This is a genomic window from Rhodoferax sp. P2_H8_2 (genome assembly GCF_056403235.1).
Window position 1 is genome coordinate 45280 of record NZ_JBFUFW010000004.1, and the last position, 21053, is coordinate 66332.

24 protein-coding genes and 2 tRNA genes are annotated in these 21053 nt (G+C 58.2%); 14 read left to right on the forward strand and 12 right to left on the reverse strand.

All coding sequences use genetic code 11. From position 1 onward, the window contains the following. Positions 1-32: 32 nt before the first annotated feature. Positions 33-371, forward strand: coding sequence for a P-II family nitrogen regulator (locus AC1DV6_RS08590; protein ID WP_477977037.1), 339 nt, complete (start codon positions 33-35; stop codon positions 369-371). On the opposite strand, the gene AC1DV6_RS08595 is transcribed toward AC1DV6_RS08590, so the two are convergent. The 6 genes from AC1DV6_RS08595 to AC1DV6_RS08620 form a co-directional block, all read right to left on the reverse strand. Further along, positions 372-959, reverse strand: a complete 588-nt coding sequence (locus AC1DV6_RS08595; protein WP_477977038.1) for an LOG family protein — start codon at positions 957-959, stop codon at positions 372-374. It abuts the gene before it with no gap. Continuing rightward, positions 956-1357, reverse strand: a complete 402-nt coding sequence (locus AC1DV6_RS08600) for a diacylglycerol kinase (protein WP_477977039.1) — start codon at positions 1355-1357, stop codon at positions 956-958. Before AC1DV6_RS08600 ends, AC1DV6_RS08595 begins: the two co-directional genes overlap by 4 nt. Continuing rightward, on the reverse strand, positions 1354-1866 hold the full coding sequence (locus AC1DV6_RS08605) for an RDD family protein (protein ID WP_477977040.1): 513 nt from the start codon (positions 1864-1866) through the stop codon (positions 1354-1356). The genes AC1DV6_RS08600 and AC1DV6_RS08605 overlap by 4 nt, the downstream gene beginning before the upstream one ends. 69 nt (positions 1867-1935) lie before the next feature. Continuing rightward, a complete protein-coding gene (locus AC1DV6_RS08610) occupies positions 1936-2475 on the reverse strand; it encodes a DUF3106 domain-containing protein (RefSeq protein WP_477977041.1) in 540 nt (179 codons plus the stop codon). Between the two features lie 169 nt (positions 2476-2644). Then, on the reverse strand, positions 2645-3076 hold the full coding sequence (locus tag AC1DV6_RS08615) for a DUF3619 family protein (protein ID WP_477977042.1): 432 nt from the start codon (positions 3074-3076) through the stop codon (positions 2645-2647). Then, positions 3073-3639 (reverse strand): RNA polymerase sigma factor, encoded by a 567-nt coding sequence (locus AC1DV6_RS08620; RefSeq protein ID WP_477977394.1) that lies wholly within the window; start codon positions 3637-3639, stop codon positions 3073-3075. Before AC1DV6_RS08620 ends, AC1DV6_RS08615 begins: the two co-directional genes overlap by 4 nt. Positions 3640-3893: 254 nt before the next feature. Here AC1DV6_RS08620 and AC1DV6_RS08625 point away from each other — a divergent pair, with 254 nt between their 5' ends. From AC1DV6_RS08625 to AC1DV6_RS08650, 6 genes are all read left to right on the forward strand, one after another. Further along, positions 3894-5693 (forward strand): acetolactate synthase 3 catalytic subunit, encoded by a 1800-nt coding sequence (locus tag AC1DV6_RS08625; protein ID WP_477977043.1) that lies wholly within the window; start codon positions 3894-3896, stop codon positions 5691-5693. A gap of 152 nt (positions 5694-5845) precedes the next feature. After that, positions 5846-6337, forward strand: coding sequence for an acetolactate synthase small subunit (gene ilvN, locus AC1DV6_RS08630; protein WP_477977044.1), 492 nt, complete (start codon positions 5846-5848; stop codon positions 6335-6337). 76 nt (positions 6338-6413) lie between these two features. Continuing rightward, positions 6414-7430 (forward strand): ketol-acid reductoisomerase, encoded by a 1017-nt coding sequence (ilvC, locus tag AC1DV6_RS08635; RefSeq protein WP_477977045.1) that lies wholly within the window; start codon positions 6414-6416, stop codon positions 7428-7430. 116 nt (positions 7431-7546) lie between these two features. Next, on the forward strand, positions 7547-8362 hold the full coding sequence (pssA, locus tag AC1DV6_RS08640; RefSeq protein WP_477977046.1) for a CDP-diacylglycerol--serine O-phosphatidyltransferase: 816 nt from the start codon (positions 7547-7549) through the stop codon (positions 8360-8362). 181 nt (positions 8363-8543) lie between these two features. After that, entirely contained in the window at positions 8544-10082 is a 1539-nt protein-coding gene (locus AC1DV6_RS08645; RefSeq protein ID WP_477977047.1) for a 2-isopropylmalate synthase, read from the forward strand. Positions 10083-10211: 129 nt separating this feature from the next. Then, positions 10212-11234, forward strand: coding sequence for a serine hydrolase (locus tag AC1DV6_RS08650; RefSeq protein WP_477977395.1), 1023 nt, complete (start codon positions 10212-10214; stop codon positions 11232-11234). Between the two features lie 54 nt (positions 11235-11288). On the opposite strand, the gene AC1DV6_RS08655 is transcribed toward AC1DV6_RS08650, so the two are convergent. From AC1DV6_RS08655 to aat, 3 genes are read right to left on the reverse strand one after another with little or no spacing between them, the layout of a single operon-like run. Further along, positions 11289-12077 (reverse strand): IclR family transcriptional regulator, encoded by a 789-nt coding sequence (locus AC1DV6_RS08655; RefSeq protein ID WP_477977048.1) that lies wholly within the window; start codon positions 12075-12077, stop codon positions 11289-11291. Positions 12078-12096: 19 nt separating this feature from the next. Continuing rightward, positions 12097-12843, reverse strand: a complete 747-nt coding sequence (locus AC1DV6_RS08660) for an arginyltransferase (RefSeq protein WP_477977049.1) — start codon at positions 12841-12843, stop codon at positions 12097-12099. Positions 12844-12852: 9 nt separating this feature from the next. Then, complete coding sequence (aat, locus tag AC1DV6_RS08665) at positions 12853-13602, reverse strand: leucyl/phenylalanyl-tRNA--protein transferase (RefSeq protein WP_477977050.1); 750 nt, start codon at positions 13600-13602, stop codon at positions 12853-12855. Between the two features lie 65 nt (positions 13603-13667). Between aat and AC1DV6_RS08670 the strand changes: the two genes are divergently transcribed. The 6 genes from AC1DV6_RS08670 (at position 13668) to AC1DV6_RS08695 (ending at position 17744) form a co-directional block, all read left to right on the forward strand. Continuing rightward, positions 13668-13744: transfer RNA gene (locus tag AC1DV6_RS08670), tRNA-Pro, on the forward strand. A gap of 177 nt (positions 13745-13921) precedes the next feature. Beyond that, on the forward strand, positions 13922-14512 hold the full coding sequence (locus AC1DV6_RS08675) for a GbsR/MarR family transcriptional regulator (RefSeq protein WP_477977051.1): 591 nt from the start codon (positions 13922-13924) through the stop codon (positions 14510-14512). Beyond that, on the forward strand, positions 14499-15833 hold the full coding sequence (locus tag AC1DV6_RS08680) for a cytochrome ubiquinol oxidase subunit I (protein WP_477977052.1): 1335 nt from the start codon (positions 14499-14501) through the stop codon (positions 15831-15833). Before AC1DV6_RS08675 ends, AC1DV6_RS08680 begins: the two co-directional genes overlap by 14 nt. After that, positions 15826-16860 carry a cytochrome d ubiquinol oxidase subunit II gene (locus AC1DV6_RS08685; RefSeq protein ID WP_477977053.1) on the forward strand — a complete coding sequence of 345 codons (1035 nt, stop codon included), beginning with the start codon at positions 15826-15828 and terminating at the stop codon, positions 16858-16860. The genes AC1DV6_RS08680 and AC1DV6_RS08685 overlap by 8 nt, the downstream gene beginning before the upstream one ends. Positions 16861-16897: 37 nt before the next feature. Beyond that, positions 16898-16974, forward strand: a tRNA-Arg gene (locus tag AC1DV6_RS08690). Between the two features lie 101 nt (positions 16975-17075). Next, positions 17076-17744 (forward strand): DUF6515 family protein, encoded by a 669-nt coding sequence (locus tag AC1DV6_RS08695; protein WP_477977054.1) that lies wholly within the window; start codon positions 17076-17078, stop codon positions 17742-17744. Here the strand turns inward: AC1DV6_RS08695 and AC1DV6_RS08700 are convergent. Then, positions 17741-17866, reverse strand: a complete 126-nt coding sequence (locus AC1DV6_RS08700) for a hypothetical protein (RefSeq protein WP_477977055.1) — start codon at positions 17864-17866, stop codon at positions 17741-17743. The two genes, AC1DV6_RS08695 and AC1DV6_RS08700, sit on opposite strands and share 4 nt — an antisense overlap. Before the next feature lie 135 nt (positions 17867-18001). Here AC1DV6_RS08700 and AC1DV6_RS08705 point away from each other — a divergent pair, with 135 nt between their 5' ends. Further along, positions 18002-18571 carry a bactofilin family protein gene (locus AC1DV6_RS08705; RefSeq protein WP_477977056.1) on the forward strand — a complete coding sequence of 190 codons (570 nt, stop codon included), beginning with the start codon at positions 18002-18004 and terminating at the stop codon, positions 18569-18571. A 42-nt stretch (positions 18572-18613) separates the two neighbouring features. Here AC1DV6_RS08705 and murI read toward each other — a convergent pair whose 3' ends face one another. Next, positions 18614-19441 carry a glutamate racemase gene (gene murI / locus AC1DV6_RS08710; RefSeq protein WP_477977057.1) on the reverse strand — a complete coding sequence of 276 codons (828 nt, stop codon included), beginning with the start codon at positions 19439-19441 and terminating at the stop codon, positions 18614-18616. 10 nt (positions 19442-19451) lie between these two features. Then, a complete protein-coding gene (locus AC1DV6_RS08715; protein ID WP_477977058.1) occupies positions 19452-21002 on the reverse strand; it encodes a fumarate hydratase in 1551 nt (516 codons plus the stop codon). Between the last annotated feature and the right edge of the window lie 51 nt (positions 21003-21053).

Genomic DNA, 21053 nt, shown 5'->3' on the forward strand with positions numbered 1-21053 from the left:
GACCCCACTGATCAACTGATTGAAAGAATTCCATGAAACAAATTACCGCCGTTATCAAACCGTTCAAAGTTGAAGAAGTGCGCGAAGCGCTGGCTACGTGCGGCGTGACCGGTTTGACCGTGACCGAAGTCAAGGGTTTCGGGCGCCAGAAGGGCCATACCGAGCTGTACCGTGGCGCGGAATACGTGGTCGATTTTCTGCCCAAGATGAAAATCGAAGTGGTGGTGAAATCGGACGATGTGGACCGCTGTGTCGAAGCCATCATCAAGGCCGCGCACACCGGCAAGATAGGCGATGGCAAGATTTTTGTCACTGCCGTGGAGCGCGTCATCCGCATCCGTACGGGTGAGCAGGACGAGTCTGCGGTTTAGTTACATCACTGCCGCGGAGCTGTCGACGGCAAGCCCGGCTGCCTGAACCAGCGCAGGTAGTAGCGCGGCAGGGTCCGCGTTGACAGCAATCAGTTCACGCTGTGGCGCAGCCAGAAATCCTTGTGCCACGCTGTGGTCCATGAACTGCAACAAGCCCCGGTAATAGTCCGCGACATTGAGCAGGCCAATTGGCTTGTTGTGGTAACCCAGTTGTTGCCAGGTCCAGACTTCAAACAATTCTTCCAGTGTTCCAATGCCGCCGGGCATGGCCAGAAACGCATCGGAGCGCTCGGCCATCATGCGTTTGCGCTCGTGCATGGTGTCCACGATGTGCAGCTCGGTACAGTCCCTATGCGCCCATTCGCGGTCTACCAGCGCTTGTGGAATGATGCCAATGACTTGACCGCCCGCTTGCAACGTGGCATCCGCCACGATGCCCATCAAGCCGCCGCGCCCGCCGCCATATACCAGTTGGCCGCCGTGCGCGCCAATCCAGCTACCGACTTGGGTCGCAGCATCGACGTAAGCGGGATCCGCTCCCGGCTTGGAGCCGCAATACACACACAGTGAAAAGGCTGGGGCTTTCATGCGAACCGGCTCCACAGTGCGGCTGCCCAAATGCCCGCACACATCAACAGCGACAGCAGTACTGCTGCACTGCCCATGTCCTTGGCGCGTTTGGATAAGTCGTGCCATTCGGGCCCAACACGGTCAATCGCGGTCTCGACAGCCGTATTGAGCAACTCCACCACCATCAGCAGGATCACGCTGCCAGCCAGCAGCGTAATTTCGATCCAGCTTTTCCCCAGCCAAAGCGATGCCGGCAGCAGGACGATGGCGGCGATGCACTCCTGGCGGAAAGCGGTCTCGCCCCAACCAGCGCGCAGTCCGGCAAGCGAGTAGCCACCGGCATGCCAGATGCGCTGCAGTCCGGTGCGGGATTTTTGTGGGTTGACGTCGGCGTGGGGTGTCGGGGAAGCGGTCATGTGCGAGTCTCAGTGGGCGCGCGATCAACGGACAGACTGGTAACCAGTCGCGTTCCGGCCCATGCATCGTGCCAAAACTGCTGCTGCGGATGAAAGCGGCTCAGGATCGCCCAGACCGCAATCCATGCGGGTACCAGTACGAGAGTTTCTATGAGTCCAATGCCAAGCGCATAGGCCATTAATGGGGGAAGCAGCCATAACCAGCTCAGCAGATAGCGCGCAAGCGCGCGCAGTTGGCTCACGGGCGCGCCGTCGCGATCCACGAGTCGGATATGCCATGTCTTCATGGGCAGGGTCTGGCCCTTGGACCAGAACCAGACGAAGTAGATGCCCAGCAGTACGAACAGGAAAAGCTGGCGCAGATCGCGTCGGTCCAGGCCATGGCGGCTCTGGCTCAGGCTATCCAGCAGGTAGTCACCAATAAAGAGCACCGCAAAAAGCAGTAGTCCCTCATAGGGCCAGCAGGCCATACGCCGCCAGATTCCCGGGGTTTCGAAATCGTGATTCAAGTTGCCACTTTCCAGACGCTAGAGAGAGCGCGGATTGTAGATGGCCGCACAAAGGCCTTTACTGGCCACCTATTGCCGGTGGGGGCCCTTGGTCAGCGGCGACTCAATCGTGTTGGCATCGGGTGGCCTGGACACCGGCAGCAGCGTGCGGCGGTCTATCGCGTGCTTGATCTGTTGCTTTTCAAGTGCCGGCTCCGGTGTGCGGCGGGTTACGGAAACCATCGCAAGTTTGTCAGGTGCAACTGGCTTGACGGCAAGGGCCGCGCTGGGCGTTTTTTTACGGGCCTTTTGAGCGAGTTCTTTCTTTTCCTCGGCAGTGAGGGCCTGGTAAGCCTCCCAATTGGCCGCACGGTCCGCAGGCGCAATTTTTTTGGTTTCTGCAAAGTTCAAGCGTGCCAGTTCCCGCTCTTTGGGCTTGAGCGCCGCCCATTCCGCCATACGGGCGTGCATCTTGGTTTGTTCGGGCGATGGGAGCCGGGGGAAAGTTTGCGCCAGCGCCAGCCATTTGCGCTTGTGACCGTCTGCCAAAGTGTCCCAGGTGCCCGCCAGTGGTTTGAGAGACTCCTTCTGCTGGGGTGGGAGCTCAATCCAGGTCGGTGCCGAGAGCACTTGGCCGGTGGCGTTTGGTGGGGTGTTGGCCGGTGCCTGTGCAAACGCGGGGCTTGCGATGCAGAAGGTTGCCGCCGCGCACCAAAGCGCGATGTTCAGGCGAGGCGTCCTTGTGACAAGGCGCTCGAAAAGGGAGGGGAAAGCACGCTTTAGCATCCGGACCAAATGATCACTGGTTTTGTTGAACGCGCAAGAACTGTGCAAAGCCAGGATCGGTGTAGGCGTCTGGTGGGAGGTCATCGGTCAGCAACTCTGCATCTACTTCTGCAATTTCAAACGCCCGGCGTTCGTCCTGGATCACGTTGATGGCCAACAAGCCAACCAGCAAAGCCAGCAAGGGAAACAAGGAGGCCATGCGATTCCATATATTGAAATGGTCGCCTCCGAGCTGCAGCGCGGCAGCATTGCCCATGCTGCTGATTTCGGTTGCCATTTGGGTTTTCAGCACTCGGCGCTTGTCCAGAGCCATGGAGCGGGCAATACGCAAACGCTCCGAAATGTCATGCGACACCTCGCCAGTGGCTTGGTCCAGGCGGGCAGCGATACGCCGGCCCAATTGATTTTCCAGGCCTTCGGCCGTCAATTCGTGTGTTGTTGTCATAGTTTGATCCCCTTGGCTTTCAATGCTTTTGCCAGTGCGCCAACGGCCCGCGAGCAATGCGTTTTCACACTGCCCTGCGAGCATCCCATGGCCGCTGCCGTCTCGGCAACATCCATTTCCTCCCAATAACGCATCAGGAAGGCTTCCCGTTGACGCGCTGGGAGCTGTTGAATCTCGACTTCGATGGCACGCAATGTCTGTGCCCGCTCCGTCTGGGTTTCCGTGCTTTCATTTTGCTCCGGATTGTTGGAGGTGTGCACCGCCTCCAGCAGGTCGAAATCGCCGTCTTCCCCTGCGTCGGCAAAGTCGCCGAGGTTGGTAAAGAGCGCATTTTGGGTTTTTTGCCGCCGGAACCAGTCCAGCGTGCAGTTCGACAGAATCCGCTGGAACAGCATGGGCAGCTCTTCGATCGGCTTGTGCCCGTAGTGCTCGCATAGCTTCATCATGCTGTCCTGGACGATGTCCAGTGCCGCTTCTTCATTGCGCACGTGGTACACGGAACGCTTGAAAGCGCGTTTTTCTACGCTTTTCAGGAATTCGGACAGTTCGTGTTCAGAAGCCAAGTGTGAAATACCAACGGGTGAAGATGCCAGGCGGCCGATTATGGCATTCAGACGCATTATTCCGGGCGTCGTTCGCCAAAATGCACCGCTGAAGTGCCATAATCGCGTTTGCACATCAAAAGGCAAACGGGTCATGACTCGGCGCAGCATTCAATGCGCTTATGGTTTTGGCCTTAAGTCCCGACGCGACTCCACAAGAGTTCGGTGAAGGGGCACCCAAGGTTTTTCGTTAGAGAAATTCGCAAAGGTTGATCATGGAAATATCCAAAGCTGAAATCGCTTCGGCAGGCGCTGCGCTTGCTCAGGGCAAAACATCGTCCGCAAACCCGTCTACCGTGGAATTGCGCGGCGCAGAAATACTCGTCAAGGCATTGCAGGCGGAGAACGTCAAGTTCGTCTGGGGTTACCCCGGTGGCGCTGTGTTGCACATCTACGACGCGTTCTACAAACAAGAAACCATCCAGCACATCCTGGTACGCCATGAGCAGGCAGCGGTTCATGCTGCCGACGGCTACGCCCGTGCCACGGGTGACGTCGGTGTGGCGTTGGTAACTTCCGGCCCCGGTGTGACCAATGCGGTCACCGGCATTGCTACCGCCTACATGGACAGCATCCCCATGGTGATCATCACTGGGCAGGTGCCGACCCACGCGATCGGACTGGACGCATTCCAGGAATGCGACACCGTGGGCATTACCCGCCCCATCGTCAAGCACAACTTCCTCGTCAAGGACGCCCGCGATCTGGCGGTCACGCTGAAAAAGGCCTTTCACATTGCGCGCAGCGGCCGTCCTGGCCCTGTGGTGGTGGATATCCCGAAGGACGTCTCTTTCAAGAAGGTGCCGTACGCCGGTTACCCCGCCTCTGTCGAAATGCGTTCCTACAACCCGGTGCGTAAGGGCCATGGGGGGCAAATCCGCAAGGCATTGCAACTGCTGTTGACTGCCAAGCGTCCGTACATCTACACCGGCGGCGGCGTGCTGCTGAGCAACGCGTCCGCTGAACTCCGCACGCTGGTGGACATGCTGGGTTACCCCTGTACCAACACCTTGATGGGTTTGGGTGCTTATCCTGCGTCGGATCGCAAGTTCCTGGGCATGCTGGGCATGCACGGCACGGTTGAAGCCAACAACGCGATGCAAAACTGCGACGTGCTGCTGGCCGTTGGCGCGCGCTTCGACGACCGCGTGATTGGCAACCCCAAACACTTTGCGCAAAACGAACGCAAGATCATTCACATCGATATCGATCCTTCCAGCATCTCCAAGCGCGTCAAGGTTGACATCCCTATCGTCGGCGACGTCAAAGACGTGCTGTCCGAAATGATTGCGATGATCAAGGAAAGCACCATCAAGCCCGATGCGAATGCGCTGGGTTCCTGGTGGGAAACCATCGACGGCTGGCGCAAGAAAGACTGCTTGAAGTACGACCATGGCAAGGGCGACGTGATCAAGCCGCAGTACGTGGTGGAAACGCTGTGGAACATGACCAAGGATGTCGAGACGTATGTCACATCCGACGTGGGCCAGCACCAGATGTGGGCCGCGCAGTACTACCGCTTTGACGAGCCGCGCCGCTGGATCAATTCCGGCGGGCTTGGCACCATGGGCGTGGGCATTCCCTACGCGATGGGCGTCAAGATGGCCAAGCCAGATGCAGAAGTGTTTTGCGTGACTGGTGAAGGCTCGGTGCAGATGTGCATCCAGGAACTGTCCACCTGCTTGCAGTACAACACGCCGATCAAGATCGTGTCGCTGAACAACCGCTACCTGGGCATGGTGCGCCAGTGGCAGGAAGTGGAATACGAAGGCCGCTACAGCCACAGCTACATGGACGCGCTGCCCAATTTCGTCAAGCTGGCCGAGGCCTATGGCCACGTCGGCATGCTGATCGAAAAGCCGCAGGACGTGGAGCCCGCGCTGCGCGAAGCGCGCAAACTGAAGGACCGCACGGTGTTCATGGACTTCCGTACCGACCCGACCGAGAACGTATTCCCGATGGTGCAGGCTGGCAAGGGCATTACTGAAATGCTCTTGGGTAGCGAGGACCTTTAGGTAAGAAAAGTGCCTCTAGCGCCCGTGGAATGTGCGTAAGCAGCTATACAAAGAATAGCGCCCCTTCAATTTAACTTTGACGAATCTATTGCCTGCCAAGCCTTGTGGTTACCGCCACAGGGGGAGGGCAGCGAAAAGAGGAATCTTCACTTATGAAACACATCATTGCAGTTTTGCTGGAAAACGAGCCTGGCGCTCTTTCCCGCGTGGTCGGCCTGTTTTCAGCGCGCGGCTACAACATTGAATCGCTGACGGTGGCGCCCACCGAGGACCCCACTCTGTCCCGCATGACGATTCAGACCTCCGGGTCGGATGACGTCATCGAGCAGATCACCAAGCACCTGAACCGGCTGATCGAAGTCGTCAAGGTGGTCGATCTGACCGAAGGCTCGTACATCGAGCGCGAGCTGATGATGGTCAAGGTCCGCGCGGTCGGCAAGGAGCGCGAAGAGATGAAGCGCATGGCGGACATCTTCCGCGGTCGCATCATCGACGTCACCGAGAAGAGCTACACCATCGAATTGACGGGTGACCAGTCCAAGAACGATGCATTTCTGGAAGCGATCGAGCGCACGGCCATTCTGGAGACGGTGCGCACCGGTTCCAGTGGAGTCGGGCGGGGCGAACGCATTCTGCGAGTTTAAGTTGAGTCAGTTGGGGTCAGAGCACATCGCAACGCGATTGGTCTGCCCCGCAAATTTTTAACCATGGAGAGAAGTTATGAAAGTGTTTTACGACAAAGACTGCGACCTGAGCCTGATCAAGGGCAAGACCGTTGCGATCATCGGTTACGGCAGCCAAGGCCATGCGCACGCACAGAATCTGAACGACAGCGGCGTCAAGGTCGTGGTCGGTCTGCGCAAGGGCGGCGCTTCGTGGGACAAGGTTGGCAAGGCTGGCCTGAACGTTCTGGAAGTCAATGACGCGGTCAAAGCAGCGGACGTGGTCATGATTTTGTTGCCCGACGAAGACATCGCCGGTGTCTACAAGAACAACGTCGAGCCGAACATCAAGCAAGGCGCTTCGCTGGCTTTCGCCCACGGCTTCAATGTTCACTACAACCAGGTTGTGCCTCGCGCCGATCTGGATGTGTGGATGGTCGCGCCCAAGGCGCCAGGCCACACCGTGCGCAACACCTACACACAGGGCGGCGGCGTGCCTCACCTGGTGGCCGTGCACCAGGACAAGACCGGCAAGGCCCGTGACCTGGCGCTCTCCTACGCGATGGCCAACGGTGGCGGCAAGGCCGGCATCATTGAAACCAACTTCAAGGAAGAGACCGAGACCGACCTGTTCGGCGAACAGGCCGTGTTGTGCGGTGGTGCGGTCGAACTGATCAAGATGGGTTACGAAACCCTGGTGGAAGCTGGCTATGCGCCCGAAATGGCGTACTTCGAATGCCTGCACGAACTCAAGCTGATCGTCGACCTGATCTACGAAGGCGGCATTGCCAACATGAACTACTCGATTTCCAACAACGCGGAGTACGGCGAGTACGTGACTGGCCCTGAAGTGATCAACGCGGAGTCGCGCGAAGCCATGCGCAATGCCCTGAAGCGCATCCAGACCGGTGAATACGCCAAGATGTTCATCCTGGAAGGTCGCACCGGCTACCCCAGCATGACCGCGCGTCGTCGCCTGACTGCGGAACACCAGATTGAAGTCGTGGGTGCCAAGTTGCGCGCCATGATGCCCTGGATTGCAAAGAACAAGCTGGTCGACCAAACTCGTAACTAAGCTGATTTTTATCTGCAAAAAGGCCACTTCGGTGGCCTTTTCTTATGCGGGATTGCGCACATACAGGACTGCCGTCTGACTTACACTGTGCGTCACTGCGACAGCGAGAGAAACTTATGCACGATGGAAATGACGCAACCCCGGACGATGGCTCCGGTGTTTTGGTAAGAAAGCGCCGTAAGGGCATCTACATATTGCCCAACCTGTTCACGCTGGCTGCGCTGTTTGGCGGTTTCTTTTCCGTCGTGATGGCGATGAACGGGCGTTACGACCTCTCTGCTGTCGGTATCTTCTGTGCAATGGTTCTGGACAGTCTGGACGGCCGCGTGGCACGCATGACCAATACCCAAAGCGCGTTTGGCGAGCAGATGGATTCGCTGTCCGACATGGTGTCCTTTGGTGCTGCGCCAGCGCTGATCTCCTACGAATGGGCGCTCAAAGGTTTGGGCCGCTGGGGCTGGTTCGCGGCCTTCGTGTATTGCGCCTGTGCTGCTTTGCGTTTGGCGCGCTTCAACGTGAACACCACGGTGGTGGACAAGCGCTACTTTCAGGGTCTGCCTTCTCCCGCAGCTGCTGCACTCGTGGCTGCGTTTCTCTGGATGTGCACGGAGTTGGGCATCCGCGGCCCCGATGTTGCGTGGCCTGTATTTGCTATCTCCCTGTTTGCGGGGCTGACGATGGTGACCAATGTGCCGTTCTACAGCTTCAAGGATGTCAGCATGAAGCGAAGCGTCCCGTTTGGCGTTGTTGTGGCGATGGCTTTGGTAATTGCCTTTATCAACATCGATCCGCCCAAAGTCATGTTCGGGCTGTTTGTCATTTATGGCCTGAGTGGCTACGTGATCTACGGGGTCCGCAAAGCGCGTGGCCTGCAGACCAGCGTGATCAGTACTTCGACTGATGAGCCGGATGAACGCGGCTTGCATAAGTGAAAAAACTTGTGTTACATTGAGCTCATGAAACAAATTTCGCTAGCACTACTACTGCTACGCCAGAACGGGCGGAATTAGTAGCGCGCGCGCACATTTTCCAAAAAGGCCCGTATGCATCCGCTACGGGCCTTTTTGCATTTGGGGTTTGGTTTTCAGTTTTGCACTCACAGGAGTTTTTGACATGACGGACAAGTTGATCATTTTTGACACGACCTTGCGCGATGGCGAGCAATCTCCCGGCGCTTCGATGACGCGCGACGAAAAGCTGCGCATCGCCCGCCAGCTGGAGCGGTTGAAGGTTGATGTTATTGAAGCCGGCTTTGCGGCCAGTTCCAACGGTGACTTTGAAGCGGTGCAGATGATCGCCAACTCGATCAAGGACTCTACGATCTGCTCATTGTCCCGCGCCAACGACAAAGATATTGCGCGTGCCGCCGAAGCGTTGAAAGGCGCGAACCGGGCTCGCATACATACCTTCATTGCCACGTCGGCCCTGCACATGGAAAAGAAATTGCGCATGACGCCAGATCAGGTGTTTGAGCAAGCCAAGCAGTCGGTACGCTTTGCCCGCAATCTGGTAGAAGATGTGGAGTTCAGCCCGGAAGACGGCTACCGCAGCGACCCGGATTTTTTGTGCCGCGTACTGGAGGCTGTCATCAACGAGGGTGCCACTACCATCAACGTGCCCGACACCGTGGGCTATGCGATCCCTGAGTTGTACGGCAACTTCATCAAGGACTTGCGCGAACGAATTCCGAACTCGGACAAGGCGATCTGGTCGGTGCATTGCCATAACGACCTCGGCATGGCGGTGGCCAACTCATTGGCGGGTGTGAAGATTGGTGGTGCGCGTCAGGTGGAGTGCACGATCAATGGCTTGGGTGAGCGTGCCGGTAACTGCAGCCTGGAAGAGATCGTGATGGCTGTGAAGACCCGCCGCGATTATTTCGGTCTGGATCTCAATATTGACGCGAAACATATTCTTGCCGCGAGCCGCATGGTGAGCCAGACCACCGGCTTTGTGGTGCAGCCCAACAAGGCAGTGGTTGGCGCCAACGCATTTGCCCATGCCTCCGGTATCCACCAAGACGGTGTATTGAAAGCCCGTGACACCTACGAAATCATGCGCGCCGAAGACGTGGGCTGGACCGCCAACAAGATTGTGCTGGGCAAGCTCAGTGGCCGTAACGCCTTCAAGCAGCGCTTGCAGGAGTTGGGTGTTCAGCTGGAAAGCGAAGCGGATATCAACAGTGCATTTGCCCGTTTCAAGGAACTGGCGGACCGCAAGAGTGACATCTTCGACGAAGACATCCTCGCGCTGGTCAGTGACGAAAGCGTCTCCCACGACAGCGAACTGTTCGGCTTTGTCTCACTGTCGCAACACAGTGAAACCGGCGAAAAGCCCCACGCAAGCGTCGTTTTCAAGGTGGACGGCAAAGAGGTCAAAAGTGAATCCAGTGGCAATGGCCCGGTCGATGCTTCCCTCAAAGCCATTGAGGCGCACGTCAAAAGCGGCGCAGAGATGGTGCTCTATTCGGTGAACGCCATCAGCGGTTCCACCGAGAGCCAGGGGGAGGTGACGGTCCGTTTGCAGAACAGCGGGCGCGTGGTCAACGGCGTAGGTTCCGATCCCGATATCGTCGTGGCGTCAGCGAAAGCGTACCTAAGTGCGTTGAACAAACTGCAAAGCAAAGCGGACCGGGTAGCAGCCCAAGGCTAGGGATAACCCGTGTAAAGATGCGATTAGGTGAAGTTTGTCACGCAAGTAGTTGATCTAACGCATCTTTTTTGAGTAAACTCCACTTCATTGTTGGATACCGCACAAATCGTCAGCGCGGCGGTATTTGCCTTGAACCTGGAAAACCACTTGAAACAATTCATTGCTTTATCGTTGGTGTTGGCATTGGTGAGCGGCGTATTCGTCACTCCTTCCCAGGCGGCAGTCAAGAAAACTACTTCGACCAGCGCAAGCAAGCCTGCTATCAAGCGCGCCCCCACCAAGACTCGCAAAGTCGCCCGTTACGCAGCTGTTCCAAGCTACGGTCAATTGGCGGGATTACACGGCGAGACCGACTCACTGGATTTGCGCAGCAGCGTGGCACTGGTAGTCGACCAAGACACCAAGGAAGTGCTTTTCCGCAAGAACGAGCAGGCTGTGCTGCCCATCGCGTCCATTACCAAATTGATGACCGGCGTGTTGGTCAGCGAAGCCCATTTGCCCATGGACGAAATGCTGACCATTACCCAGGACGATGTAGATACAGAAAAGGGTAGTTCGTCCCGTCTGCGTGTTGGCACCCAACTGAGCCGCGGTGAGTTGCTGCATCTGGCACTGATGTCCAGCGAGAACCGTGCTGCCCATGCATTGGGCCGCACCTATCCGGGCGGGCTGGCCACTTTTGTCGGTCTGATGAACAGCAAGGCCAAATCGATTGGCATGCACGATACGAGTTACGTAGAGCCTACTGGGCTATCCAGTAAAAACCAATCGAGTGCTCAGGACTTGGCCACGCTGGTCAGCTTTGCCTATAACGACCCGACATTGCGTGAGCTGTCTACTTCCACCGGCTATCAGGTCGCCGTGGGCCGTCGTACCCTGCAATACAACAACACGAACCGACTGGTGAAGAACCCGGAGTGGGAAATCGGTCTACAAAAGACTGGCTATATCTCCGAAGCAGGTCAGTGTCTGGTCATGCAAGCCAAGATTGCTGGTCGCAAGTTGATCATGGTGTTTCTGGATTCAGCCGGTAAGCTCAGCCGGATTGGCGATGCAGAGCGCGTTCGCCGCTGGGTGGAGTCCATTCCTCCTGCTGCCAAGGCCACGCCTTTGGCCATCAAAGATCTGGATTTCCGCGTCGTCACAAACTAATATGTTTGCGGGACAGATCTTTAGCTCTGTCCCCAACTGTTTAGGGTTTGGGGGCTAGCGCTGTGCGCTGGGCTTGTGTCCCAGCGTTTCGGAAATCTGGCGCGCAGTCTCTTTCAATTTAGGCAGCCAGGCGTCCTCCAGACGGCCTGAGGGCGCCGAGATCGACAACCCCGCTACCAGCTTGTTCTGATCGTCATACACGCCTGCCGCCATGCAGCGCACACCCAGTTCCAGTTCCTCGTTGTCGCTGGCCTGACCATACTGCCGCACTTTAGACAATTCCCGCTCCAGCGCATCCAGCTCCGTAATGCTGTTCTTGGTGTGGCCTTGCAGGCCTGTGCGTGTTGCGTAGGCGCGGATGCGGGTTGGATCGTCTGCGGCCAAAAATAGTTTGCCCACCGAGGTCAGGTGCAGTGGCGCACGTCCGCCAATGGCGCGCACCACTTGCATGCCCGAGCGTTCGCTGTAGGCCCGCTCCACATAAATGATTTCGTCGCCCTGGCGCATGCTCAGGTTGACGGGTTGTTGCGTCAGCTTGTGCAACTCGCGCATAGGGAGCAGGGCTGCGTCGCGGACGTTCAATCGGCCTTTGACCAGATTACCCAATTCCAGCAGGCGCATGCCGAGTCGGTAGTTGCCCGCTTGCGGCCGGTCGACAAAACGGCCAGTCGCCAAGTCGTTCAGGATGCGGTGTGCAGTGGATGGGTGCAGCCCGGCTTTTTCACTGATTTCTTTCAGACTCATGGCTTCCTCGCGGGAGGCCAGCACGTCCATCAGCGTAAACATGCGTTCAATCACTTGAACAGTTGGGGTTGCAGGCAGGTCGGGGTCGCGTTTGGTCATAGGAATGTTTGACCTGATCTTAGCGTGTGCCGATGACGGTGCGCCACCGACCTTGCGTCAGCAACTGTAACGGCGCAAAGTTGGCCTTGTAGTTCATCTTGGGGCTGTCCTCGATCCAGTAGCCCAGATAGACGTAGTCCAGCCCTAGGGCCTTGGCTTGCTGGATTTGCCACAGCACATTGAAAGTACCAAAGCTCGCCTGTTCTTCGGGCGCATAAAAAGTGTAGACGGCGGAAATTCCGTCATCCAGCACATCCAGGATGGACACCATCTTCAACTCGCCGGGCTCACCATTCGGGCCTGGCTCGCGGAACTCCACCAGACGTGAATTCACGCGGCTTTGCAGCAGAAACTGCGTGTACTGATCCACGCTGTCTTCGTCCATGCCACCACCTTGATGGCGCGCATTTTGGTAGCGCAGGTACAGGTCGTAATGCTCAGCAACAAAGCCCAGATTCAACACGCGGGTTTGCAAATCCTGATGGCGTGCCAGTGCGCGCTTCTGGCTTCTGTTGGGTTTGAAATCCTGCGCCAGTACGCGTAGCGGTGTGCAGGCAGTGCAGCCGTCGCAGTAGGGTCGGTAAGTGAACATACCGCTGCGTCGAAAGCCCTGTGCGACCAGCTCCGAATAGGTGGAGTTGTTGATCAAGTGGCTGGGGGTTGCCACCTGCGAGCGGGCCTGACGCTGCGGAAGGTAGCTGCACTCATACGGCGCCGTGGCGTAAAACTGCAGCGTCTGAAGGGGAAGATCCTTAAGGTCTGTCATGGGGGTGCATCAGGCAGACAAAATGTGTTTCCAAGTATAGGGTTCAAACCGCCATACGGGGGAAGCTTGCGCTCGGTTGTGGGCCACGTGTTCCAGAAATTCTGCGCGAGGCATTTCTCTGGCCCCCAGAGATGCCAGGTGTTTGGTGTTTTGCTGGCAGTCGATCATGGGGATTTGGTTTTCGCGGCACAACGCAACCAGCGCCGACAATGCGATCTTGGAAGCATCGGTTTGCCGCGCGAACATTGATTCCCCGAACACCGCGCCGCCCAAGGCTACGCAATACAAACCACCGACAAGCTTTCCGTCTATCCAGGTTTCTACGCTGTGTGCAAACCCCGCCACTTGCAAGGCTTCATAGGCGAGCACCATCTGCGGCACGATCCAGGTGCCATCCTGGCCACTACGATATGCGCCCGCGCAAGCACGAATGACCTCGGAAAAAGCGCTGTCGATGCGCACTTCGCAATGCGGATTGCCCCGAAACGCCACCAAGGTTCTGCGCAGCGAGCGGTGCAGTTTGAACTCGGCCGTCCGCAGCACCATGCGCGGGTCTGGGCTCCACCACAGGATGGGCTGTCCGCGGCTGAACCAGGGGAATATGCCGTTGGCATAAGAGCGGGTCAGACTGTCCACATCCAGTGCACCACCGACAGCCAGCAATCCCGGTGCATCCGAGTCTTCTCCCCATGCCATGGACGCGTCAGGAAATGGATCGCCAGGATCGATTACGGTGAGTTCGGCACCAGCTAATGACATATGCTGCAAATATATCCGGGTGTGACCCAGAAGAGGCCCGCGTCTCGGGTTAGAATACTGCTCGTCGGGGCGTAGCGCAGCCTGGTAGCGCATCTGCTTTGGGAGCAGAGGGTCGTGAGTTCGAATCCCACCGCCCCGACCATTTTTTTGCCAATGCACCGTCATTGGCATTTCTTTTTGTGCCTTTGGTCGCCAAAGACACGTCTTCCCCATACCCAAGAATCACCAATAACCCTTGCGTTAGCTCAGGGATAGTTCATCGGTATGCGTGAATTCCTGTAATTTCAGAAAATACTGAAAATTCAGGAAAGGCCAAACTATGAACCTCCCACCGCTTACCCAACGCTTTGTGCTGCATTTCGGTGAAATGGGCAGCCGCTGGGGCATTAACCGCACCGTGGGGCAGATTTACGCGCTGCTCTATGTGTCTGCCAAGCCGCTTAACGCGGATGAAATCGGCGAGGCGCTGGCGTTTTCCCGCTCCAACGTGAGCATGGGCCTTAAAGAATTGCAGTCTTGGAACCTCGTGCGGCTGATTCACCAGCCCAACGACCGGCGCGAGTACTTTCAGGCGCCCGAGGATGTGTGGGCCATCTTCCGCACACTTGCCAACGAGCGCCGCAAGCGCGAGATTGACCCAACGCTCTCGATGTTGCGCGATGCGCTGATGGAGCAGCCCAGTGTGGCCGAAGACATCCATGCGCAGGCGCGCATGAAACAAATGCACGCTTTCATCGAACTGATGACCGATTGGCTGGACGATGTGCAAAAGATGGACTCTGAGACTCTGGCCAGCCTGATGCAGATGGGCGCCAAGGTGCAGAAACTGCTGGAGATGAAGGACCGGGTGAAAAACGTATTTACCCCTGCGAAACCCGCTACGGAGGGCGCTGACCATGGACAACTTTGACCCCGTCGTCCTGGCCCGCATCCAGTTTGCGGCCAACATGACGTTCCACATCCTGTTTCCCACCATCAGCATTGCGATGGGCTGGGTGCTGTTGTTCTTCAAAACACGCTTCGTCGCCACCGCGCAGCAACACTGGATGGACGCCTACCAGTTCTGGGTCAAGGTGTTTGCTCTGACCTTTGCGCTGGGTGTGGTCAGCGGCATCACGATGAGCTTTCAGTTTGGTACCAACTGGCCGGGCTTCATGAACACGGTGGGCAATGTGGCTGGGCCGCTGTTGGCGTATGAAGTGCTGACGGCATTTTTCCTGGAAGCCACGATGCTGGGCATCATGCTGTTTGGCCGCGGGCGCGTCAGTGAAAGGGTACACACCACAGCCACTTTTCTGGTCGCGTTTGGTACCACGATGTCGGCCTTCTGGATTCTGGCGCTTAACTCGTGGATGCACACACCTGTGGGTTTTGTGATGATCGATGGCAAAGCGCATGTGACGAGCTGGCTGGAAGTGATCTTCAACCCGTCGTTTCCGTACCGGCTGACGCATATGCTGATCGCCTCAGGTCTGACGGTAGCCTTTCTCCTGGCGGGCCTGAGCGCCTACCGTTGGCTCAAAGGCGATAAGGGCAAAGCGGTGCAGGCATCGCTGCGCACGGGCCTGTATGTGGCCGCGGCGCTGATCCCGCTGCAGATCGTGGTGGGCGACCAGCATGGCCTGAACACCTTGCACCACCAGCCTGCCAAGATTGCGGCCATGGAAGGCATCTGGGAGACGCAGAAGGGTGCACCCGCCGTACTGTTCGCCCTGCCGGACAAAGCCACGCAAACCAACAAATACGAGATTGCGATCCCCAAGCTCGCGTCGCTGTACCTCACCCACGATTGGGATGGCGAGATCAAAGGCATCAAGGAGTTTGGTGACCAGCATCCGCCTGTGGCGCCCGTGTTCTGGGCTTTTCGCGTCATGGTGGGGGTGGGTATGCTGATGCTCGCGGTGAGTTGGTTGGGCGCCTGGCAGGTGCGCAAGGGCGCGGTCAGTACCTGGCTGCTGCGCGTTCTGGTGGGCATGACCTTTGCCGGTTGGGTCGCACTGATTGCCGGCTGGTATGTGACCGAAATTGGCCGCCAGCCGTGGCTGGTACAGGGCGTGCTGACGGCGGCGCAGGCTGCATCCAAAATTCCCGCCAGCAACGTCGCCTTCACGCTGGTGATGTACCTGAGTCTGTATGCTGTTTTGCTCACCTCCTATGTGAGCGTGCTGTTCTATCTGGCCCGGAAAGCCAGCATTCCAGAGCCCGTTTTGCCGGAGGTGGCCCATGCTTGATCTGATTCCCGACCTGACCCAGCCCGCTGGCTGGTTGCCTCTGGTGTTTGCGCTGGTGATGGCGCTTGCCATGCTGGCCTATGTGATTCTGGATGGCTACGACTTGGGCGTGGGCGTGTTGCTGCGCCGCGCCGATGACGTGGAACAAAAGGACACCATGATCGCCAGCATCGGCCCGTTTTGGGATGCCAACGAAACCTGGCTGGTGTTGGGTGTGGGTGTGCTGCTGGTGGCCTTCCCGATGGCGCATGGCGTCATTCTGGGTACGCTGTATTTGCCCGTGGCGTTGATGCTGGTAGCACTCACGCTGCGCGGTGTGGCGTTTGACTTTCGCGTGAAGGCGCGGGACAAGCACAAGCCGCTTTGGGACCGTGCGTTCTACGCGGGCTCTCTGCTGGCCGGTTGGTCGCAAGGTTTCATGCTCGGTGGTTTGGTCACCGGCTTTGCCAACGACTGGGGCAGCCAGTTGTTCAATGCATTGATCGGTCTGTGTCTGGTGGCGGCCTACTGCCTGCTGGGCGCGGGCTGGCTCATCATGAAGACCGAGGGCGCGCTCCAACTCAAGGCTGTGCACTGGGCGCAAGGCAGTTTGTGGCTCACCGCTGCAGGCGTAGCCGCCATCTCGCTGGCGACGCCATGGGTCAGCCAGCGCATCTTTGACAAATGGTTCAGCTTCCCCAACGTCGTATTGCTGCTGCCGATTCCGGCGATGACCGTGGTGCTGTTTGTAGTGATTGCGCGAAGTCTCAAGCGCCTACCCAAGCGTCTTGCGCAAAACAACCACTACGGCGCGGCCGTGCCATTTGCCAGCACCGTGGGCATCTTTCTGCTGGCGTTTTACGGGCTGGCCTACAGCCTGTTTCCGTGGCTGGTGGTGGACAAGCTGACGATCTGGAGCGCTGCGAGTTCACCCGAAGCCTTGATGGTCATCTTCTATGGCACCGTCGTCGTACTGCCGGTCATCATTGGCTACACGGTGTTTGCCTACCGGGTGTTTTGGGGCAAGAGCACGGCATTGAAGTACTAAGTTCCCCAGCTAGGGCGGTATCATTCGGCCTGTGCCACAGCCAGTAGCTCATCCGGATAGAGCAATGTCCTTCTAAGACATGGGTAGGGGGTTCGAGTCCCTCCTGGCTGGCCATTCAAATATCGCGCGGCAACAAAATTTACCCAACAGAAATACGCCGATAACACGGCAGGTTTGCAATAGGCCCCATGCGCAACTTTGCATGGAGATGCCTTATGCGACTTTCCCACTGGAATTCTTTGGGTGGCCATTGCTTGGCCATGCTGCTATTAGCGGCGTTAGCGATCACCGCCCAAGCCGATGAGCGTGACCACCATCTCGGCCCGCCACATCACAGCGCTGGCCCGAACGTGTTGTTGGACGCCCGCTACCACCATGACCACTACTACCCCCGCCCTGGCACGCCGATGGTGGCCTTGCCTGGCGGTGCTGTGCATGTGATTCATGGCGGCGGGCACTACTACTTTCATGGCGGTGTGTGGTTCCGGCCTGTGGGGTCGCGCTTTGTCGTGGTGGCGCCACCCTTTGGAGTCGTCATTCCGCTTTTGCCCAGCGCCTATATCACCTTGAGCATTGGCGGGCGGCCGTACTTTTATGCCAATGGCACCTACTACGTGACCCAACCCGGCCAAGGCTATGTGGTGGTTGAGCCGCCGCCGGGCGCAGAGCAGGCGTTGCCCACTCTCGCCCCCGTGCCAGTCGAATCCGCTCCGGGGCCGATTACCTATCCCCGCAATGGCCAGAGCGCAGCGCAGAACGCGAAAGACATCGACGAATGCAACCAGTGGGCCAATAGCCAGCCTGGGGTGGCGGGCGGTGTTGCGAGTGTGTTCCAGCGCGCGTTTGCAGCGTGCATGGACGGGCGCGGTTATACGGTGCGTTAGACGCTGGGGAACTGCACACCGTTGCCCACCCGTTTGCGCAGTTCGGTCTCGATAAACGGATACTGCGTGCAGCTCAATGGCCTGGGAGCACGCGATGACATCGCGGTCGCCATACGGTGCATGTCCACTATCTGCGCACCGCCGCACCCGTAACATTTGATGGTATTTGAACCAGGGATGTTGCAATTGACCTAGGGTTTCTACTGAGTTGCGGGACTAACATCGATTCTTCATTTTTTGAAATTGAAAGAATCCGGATGACCATTCAACCTCCCTTTTTTGGTAAACGTCTCGCTGACCCCGTTACTGCCCGTCCAACCCAAAGCCAGCCCGCCGCAATGTCAGACTCCAGTGCAGGCAGTAGAGCAAATATCCAGCTTGCCTCGCCACCAGTCTCCGTGACCCCTCCTGCCGCCGCGACGGCGCCACACCCCTCAGGCGCCCCCGTCAAGGAAGGCGGTAGCAAGCTGACCGTAGGCCCCAACATCAAGCTCAAGGGCGTGGAAATCACCGATTGCGACACCTTGGTGGTCGAGGGGACGGTGGAGGCGACGATGGACTCACGCGTCATACACATCACAGAGCACGGTGCATTCAAAGGTTCGGCCGACATCGACTATGCCGAGATCCACGGTGAATTCAATGGGGATTTGACGGTACGCGAGAAGCTGGTGATCTATTCCACCGGGCGGGTGAGCGGCAATGTCCGCTACGGCAAGGTGGTGATCCAGGAGGGCGGCCAGTTGAGGGGTGACATTCAGTTTGGCGCAGCCAACGAAGCCAAGATACAGCAGCCCGTCAAAGCGAGCTCACTCACCGTTGCGTAAAAAAATGGGGTCGAGTGGGAAAAGCCGGGTTTACACCGTGCTCTAAACGCCAGGCAGCTGTAATGCGGTGGCTTCCCAATGCAGCCAGTTTCGCAAGGCAGACTGCAGGCTCTCTAACCCGCCGGTGCAATGGAAGGCTAGTGCCTGGTCCGGAACTGCGCCCAGAGGATTGGCCGGGGCGAGCTGGTCTGCGTCAGCCAACAACCGCCGGGTTTGTCGGGCCACCGGCGCGCCGCCTTCCAGAAAATGCACGTCGGTGCCCACACATTTGCGCAGTTCGGCCTCGATAAACGGATAGTGCGTGCAGCCCAACACCAGTGTGTCCAACTCTCCAGAATTGGAGCCAAAACGGCCCATAGCGCCCTTGTAACGTGCGCAAGCAGCTACTATTTCTATAGCATCGTTGTGCTCGATGGCGTCGGCCAAGCCGTCGCAGGGTTGCAGGATGAAGGTGGCTTTGCCGTGCAGTGTCTCCAGCAGCTTGCGAAATTTCTCGCTTTGTAATGTGCCGCGCGTCGCCATCACGCCGACCACGCCGGTCTTGCTATGCGCTGCAGCAGGTTTGAGCGCAGGCTCAATGCCAACGATGGGCAACGCAGGATAGGCAGCGCGCAGTTCATGGATCGCCGCGGCGGTTGCCGTGTTGCAAGCAACGACCAACGCCTTGATGTCATGTGATGCGATCAGGTAGTCGGTGATGGCGTGGGAGCGCGCGATGACATGCGTGTCGTCGCGCTCGCCATACGGCGCATGTCCGCTGTCAGCAACGTAAACAAAGCGTTCATACGGCAGCTCAGCGCGCAGCGCGCGCAGCACGCTCAAGCCGCCCACGCCGCTGTCGAAGACCCCGATCGGGCTGGATGACGGCATAGCCAAAGGCTTAACGCGAGGTGACGGGGATCTGTTTGAACTCGCCGGTGGCAATCTTTTTCTGCCACTCAGCGGGGCCGGTGATGTGGGCGCTGGTGCCACCCGAGTCCACAGCCACAGTGACTGGCATGTCCACCACATCGAACTCGTAGATCGCTTCCATACCCAGGTCGGCAAAGCCCACCACCTTGGCGGCCTTGATCGCTTTGGACACGAGGTAGGCGGCGCCACCCACAGCCATCAGGTAAGCGCTCTTGTGTTTCTTGATGGCTTCAATCGCCACCGGTCCGCGCTCGGCCTTGCCGACCATCGAGATCAGGCCGGTTTGCGCGAGCATCATTTCGGTAAAGCCGTCCATACGGGTCGCGGTGGTCGGGCCTGCGGGGCCAACCGCTTCGCCCTTGATCGGATCGACCGGGCCGACGTAATAGATCACGCGGTTGGTGAAGTCCACGGGCAGCTTCTCGCCCTTGGCCAGCATGTCCTTGATGCGCTTGTGGGCAGCGTCGCGGCCGGTCAGCATCTTGCCGTTGAGCAGCAGCGTCTGGCCGGGCTTCCAACTGGCTACTTCGGCCGGGGTCAGCGTATTCAGATCCACTTTTTTACTTTGCTGGTAGTCAGGCGTCCAGTTCACGTTGGGCCACAGGTCCAGCGATGGTGGCGTCAGGTAGACCGGGCCGCTGCCATCCATCACAAAGTGGGCGTGGCGGGTTGCCGCACAGTTCGGGATCATCGCAATCGGTTTGCTGGCCGCGTGGGTGGGGTACATCTTGATCTTGACGTCCAGCACCGTCGTCAGACCACCCAGGCCTTGTGCGCCAATGCCCAGGGCATTCACTTTTTCGAACAGCTCCAGGCGCAGTTTCTCGACGTTGTCGAGTTCTGCGCCGGAGGCCTGCTTGGCCTGCAGCTCGTACATGTCCAGGTCGTCCATCAGGCTTTCCTTGGCCATCAGCACGGCTTTTTCTGCGGTGCCGCCAATGCCAATGCCCAGCATGCCGGGCGGACACCAGCCCGCGCCCATGGTGGGGACGGTTTTCAAGACCCAGTCCACCACGCTGTCGCCGGGGTTGAGCATGTACATCTTGCTCTTGTTCTCGGAGCCGCCGCCCTTTGCCGCGACGGTAATGTCAATCGTGTTGCCCGGCACCAGTTCAGTAAAGATCACCGCAGGCGTGTTGTCCTTGGTGTTCTTGCGCAGGAATTCGGGGTCAGCGACGACTGAGGCGCGCAGCGTGTTGTCCGGGTGGTTGTAGCCTTGGCGCACGCCTTCGTTGATCGCGTCGTCCAGGCTGCCGGTGAAGCCTTCCCAGCGCACATCCATACCCACTTTGAGGAACACGTTGACGATGCCGGTGTCCTGGCAGATCGGGCGGTGGCCTGTGGCGCTCATCTTGCTGTTGGTCAGGATCTGCGCGATCGCGTCTTTGGCAGCAGGGCTTTGCTCACGCTCGTAGGCGCGGGCCAGATGTGCGATGTAGTCGGCGGGGTGGTAGTAACTGATGTACTGCAGCGCGGCAGAGACGGATTCGATCAGATCGGCTTGGCGGATGGTCGTCATGGGGATTTTGGGATTAGCGGCTATGCTGAAAAGCTGGAACCGCTATTTTGA

Coding starts and splice junctions, on each gene's coding strand:
- AC1DV6_RS08715 (WP_477977058.1), bottom strand. CDS start 21,002: ATGACGACCATCCGCCAAGCCGATCTGATCGAATCCGTCTCTGCCGCG.
- AC1DV6_RS08625 (WP_477977043.1), top strand. CDS start 3,894: ATGGAAATATCCAAAGCTGAAATCGCTTCGGCAGGCGCTGCGCTTGCT.
- AC1DV6_RS08660 (WP_477977049.1), bottom strand. CDS start 12,843: ATGACAGACCTTAAGGATCTTCCCCTTCAGACGCTGCAGTTTTACGCC.
- AC1DV6_RS08675 (WP_477977051.1), top strand. CDS start 13,922: ATGAACCTCCCACCGCTTACCCAACGCTTTGTGCTGCATTTCGGTGAA.
- AC1DV6_RS08590 (WP_477977037.1), top strand. CDS start 33: ATGAAACAAATTACCGCCGTTATCAAACCGTTCAAAGTTGAAGAAGTG.
- AC1DV6_RS08680 (WP_477977052.1), top strand. CDS start 14,499: ATGGACAACTTTGACCCCGTCGTCCTGGCCCGCATCCAGTTTGCGGCC.
- AC1DV6_RS08595 (WP_477977038.1), bottom strand. CDS start 959: ATGAAAGCCCCAGCCTTTTCACTGTGTGTGTATTGCGGCTCCAAGCCG.
- AC1DV6_RS08685 (WP_477977053.1), top strand. CDS start 15,826: ATGCTTGATCTGATTCCCGACCTGACCCAGCCCGCTGGCTGGTTGCCT.
- AC1DV6_RS08655 (WP_477977048.1), bottom strand. CDS start 12,077: ATGACCAAACGCGACCCCGACCTGCCTGCAACCCCAACTGTTCAAGTG.
- ilvN (WP_477977044.1), top strand. CDS start 5,846: ATGAAACACATCATTGCAGTTTTGCTGGAAAACGAGCCTGGCGCTCTT.
- murI (WP_477977057.1), bottom strand. CDS start 19,441: ATGCCGTCATCCAGCCCGATCGGGGTCTTCGACAGCGGCGTGGGCGGC.
- AC1DV6_RS08615 (WP_477977042.1), bottom strand. CDS start 3,076: ATGACAACAACACACGAATTGACGGCCGAAGGCCTGGAAAATCAATTG.
- AC1DV6_RS08700 (WP_477977055.1), bottom strand. CDS start 17,866: ATGCACCGTATGGCGACCGCGATGTCATCGCGTGCTCCCAGGCCATTG.
- ilvC (WP_477977045.1), top strand. CDS start 6,414: ATGAAAGTGTTTTACGACAAAGACTGCGACCTGAGCCTGATCAAGGGC.
- AC1DV6_RS08600 (WP_477977039.1), bottom strand. CDS start 1,357: ATGACCGCTTCCCCGACACCCCACGCCGACGTCAACCCACAAAAATCC.
- AC1DV6_RS08695 (WP_477977054.1), top strand. CDS start 17,076: ATGCGACTTTCCCACTGGAATTCTTTGGGTGGCCATTGCTTGGCCATG.
- AC1DV6_RS08705 (WP_477977056.1), top strand. CDS start 18,002: ATGACCATTCAACCTCCCTTTTTTGGTAAACGTCTCGCTGACCCCGTT.
- aat (WP_477977050.1), bottom strand. CDS start 13,602: ATGTCATTAGCTGGTGCCGAACTCACCGTAATCGATCCTGGCGATCCA.
- pssA (WP_477977046.1), top strand. CDS start 7,547: ATGCACGATGGAAATGACGCAACCCCGGACGATGGCTCCGGTGTTTTG.
- AC1DV6_RS08645 (WP_477977047.1), top strand. CDS start 8,544: ATGACGGACAAGTTGATCATTTTTGACACGACCTTGCGCGATGGCGAG.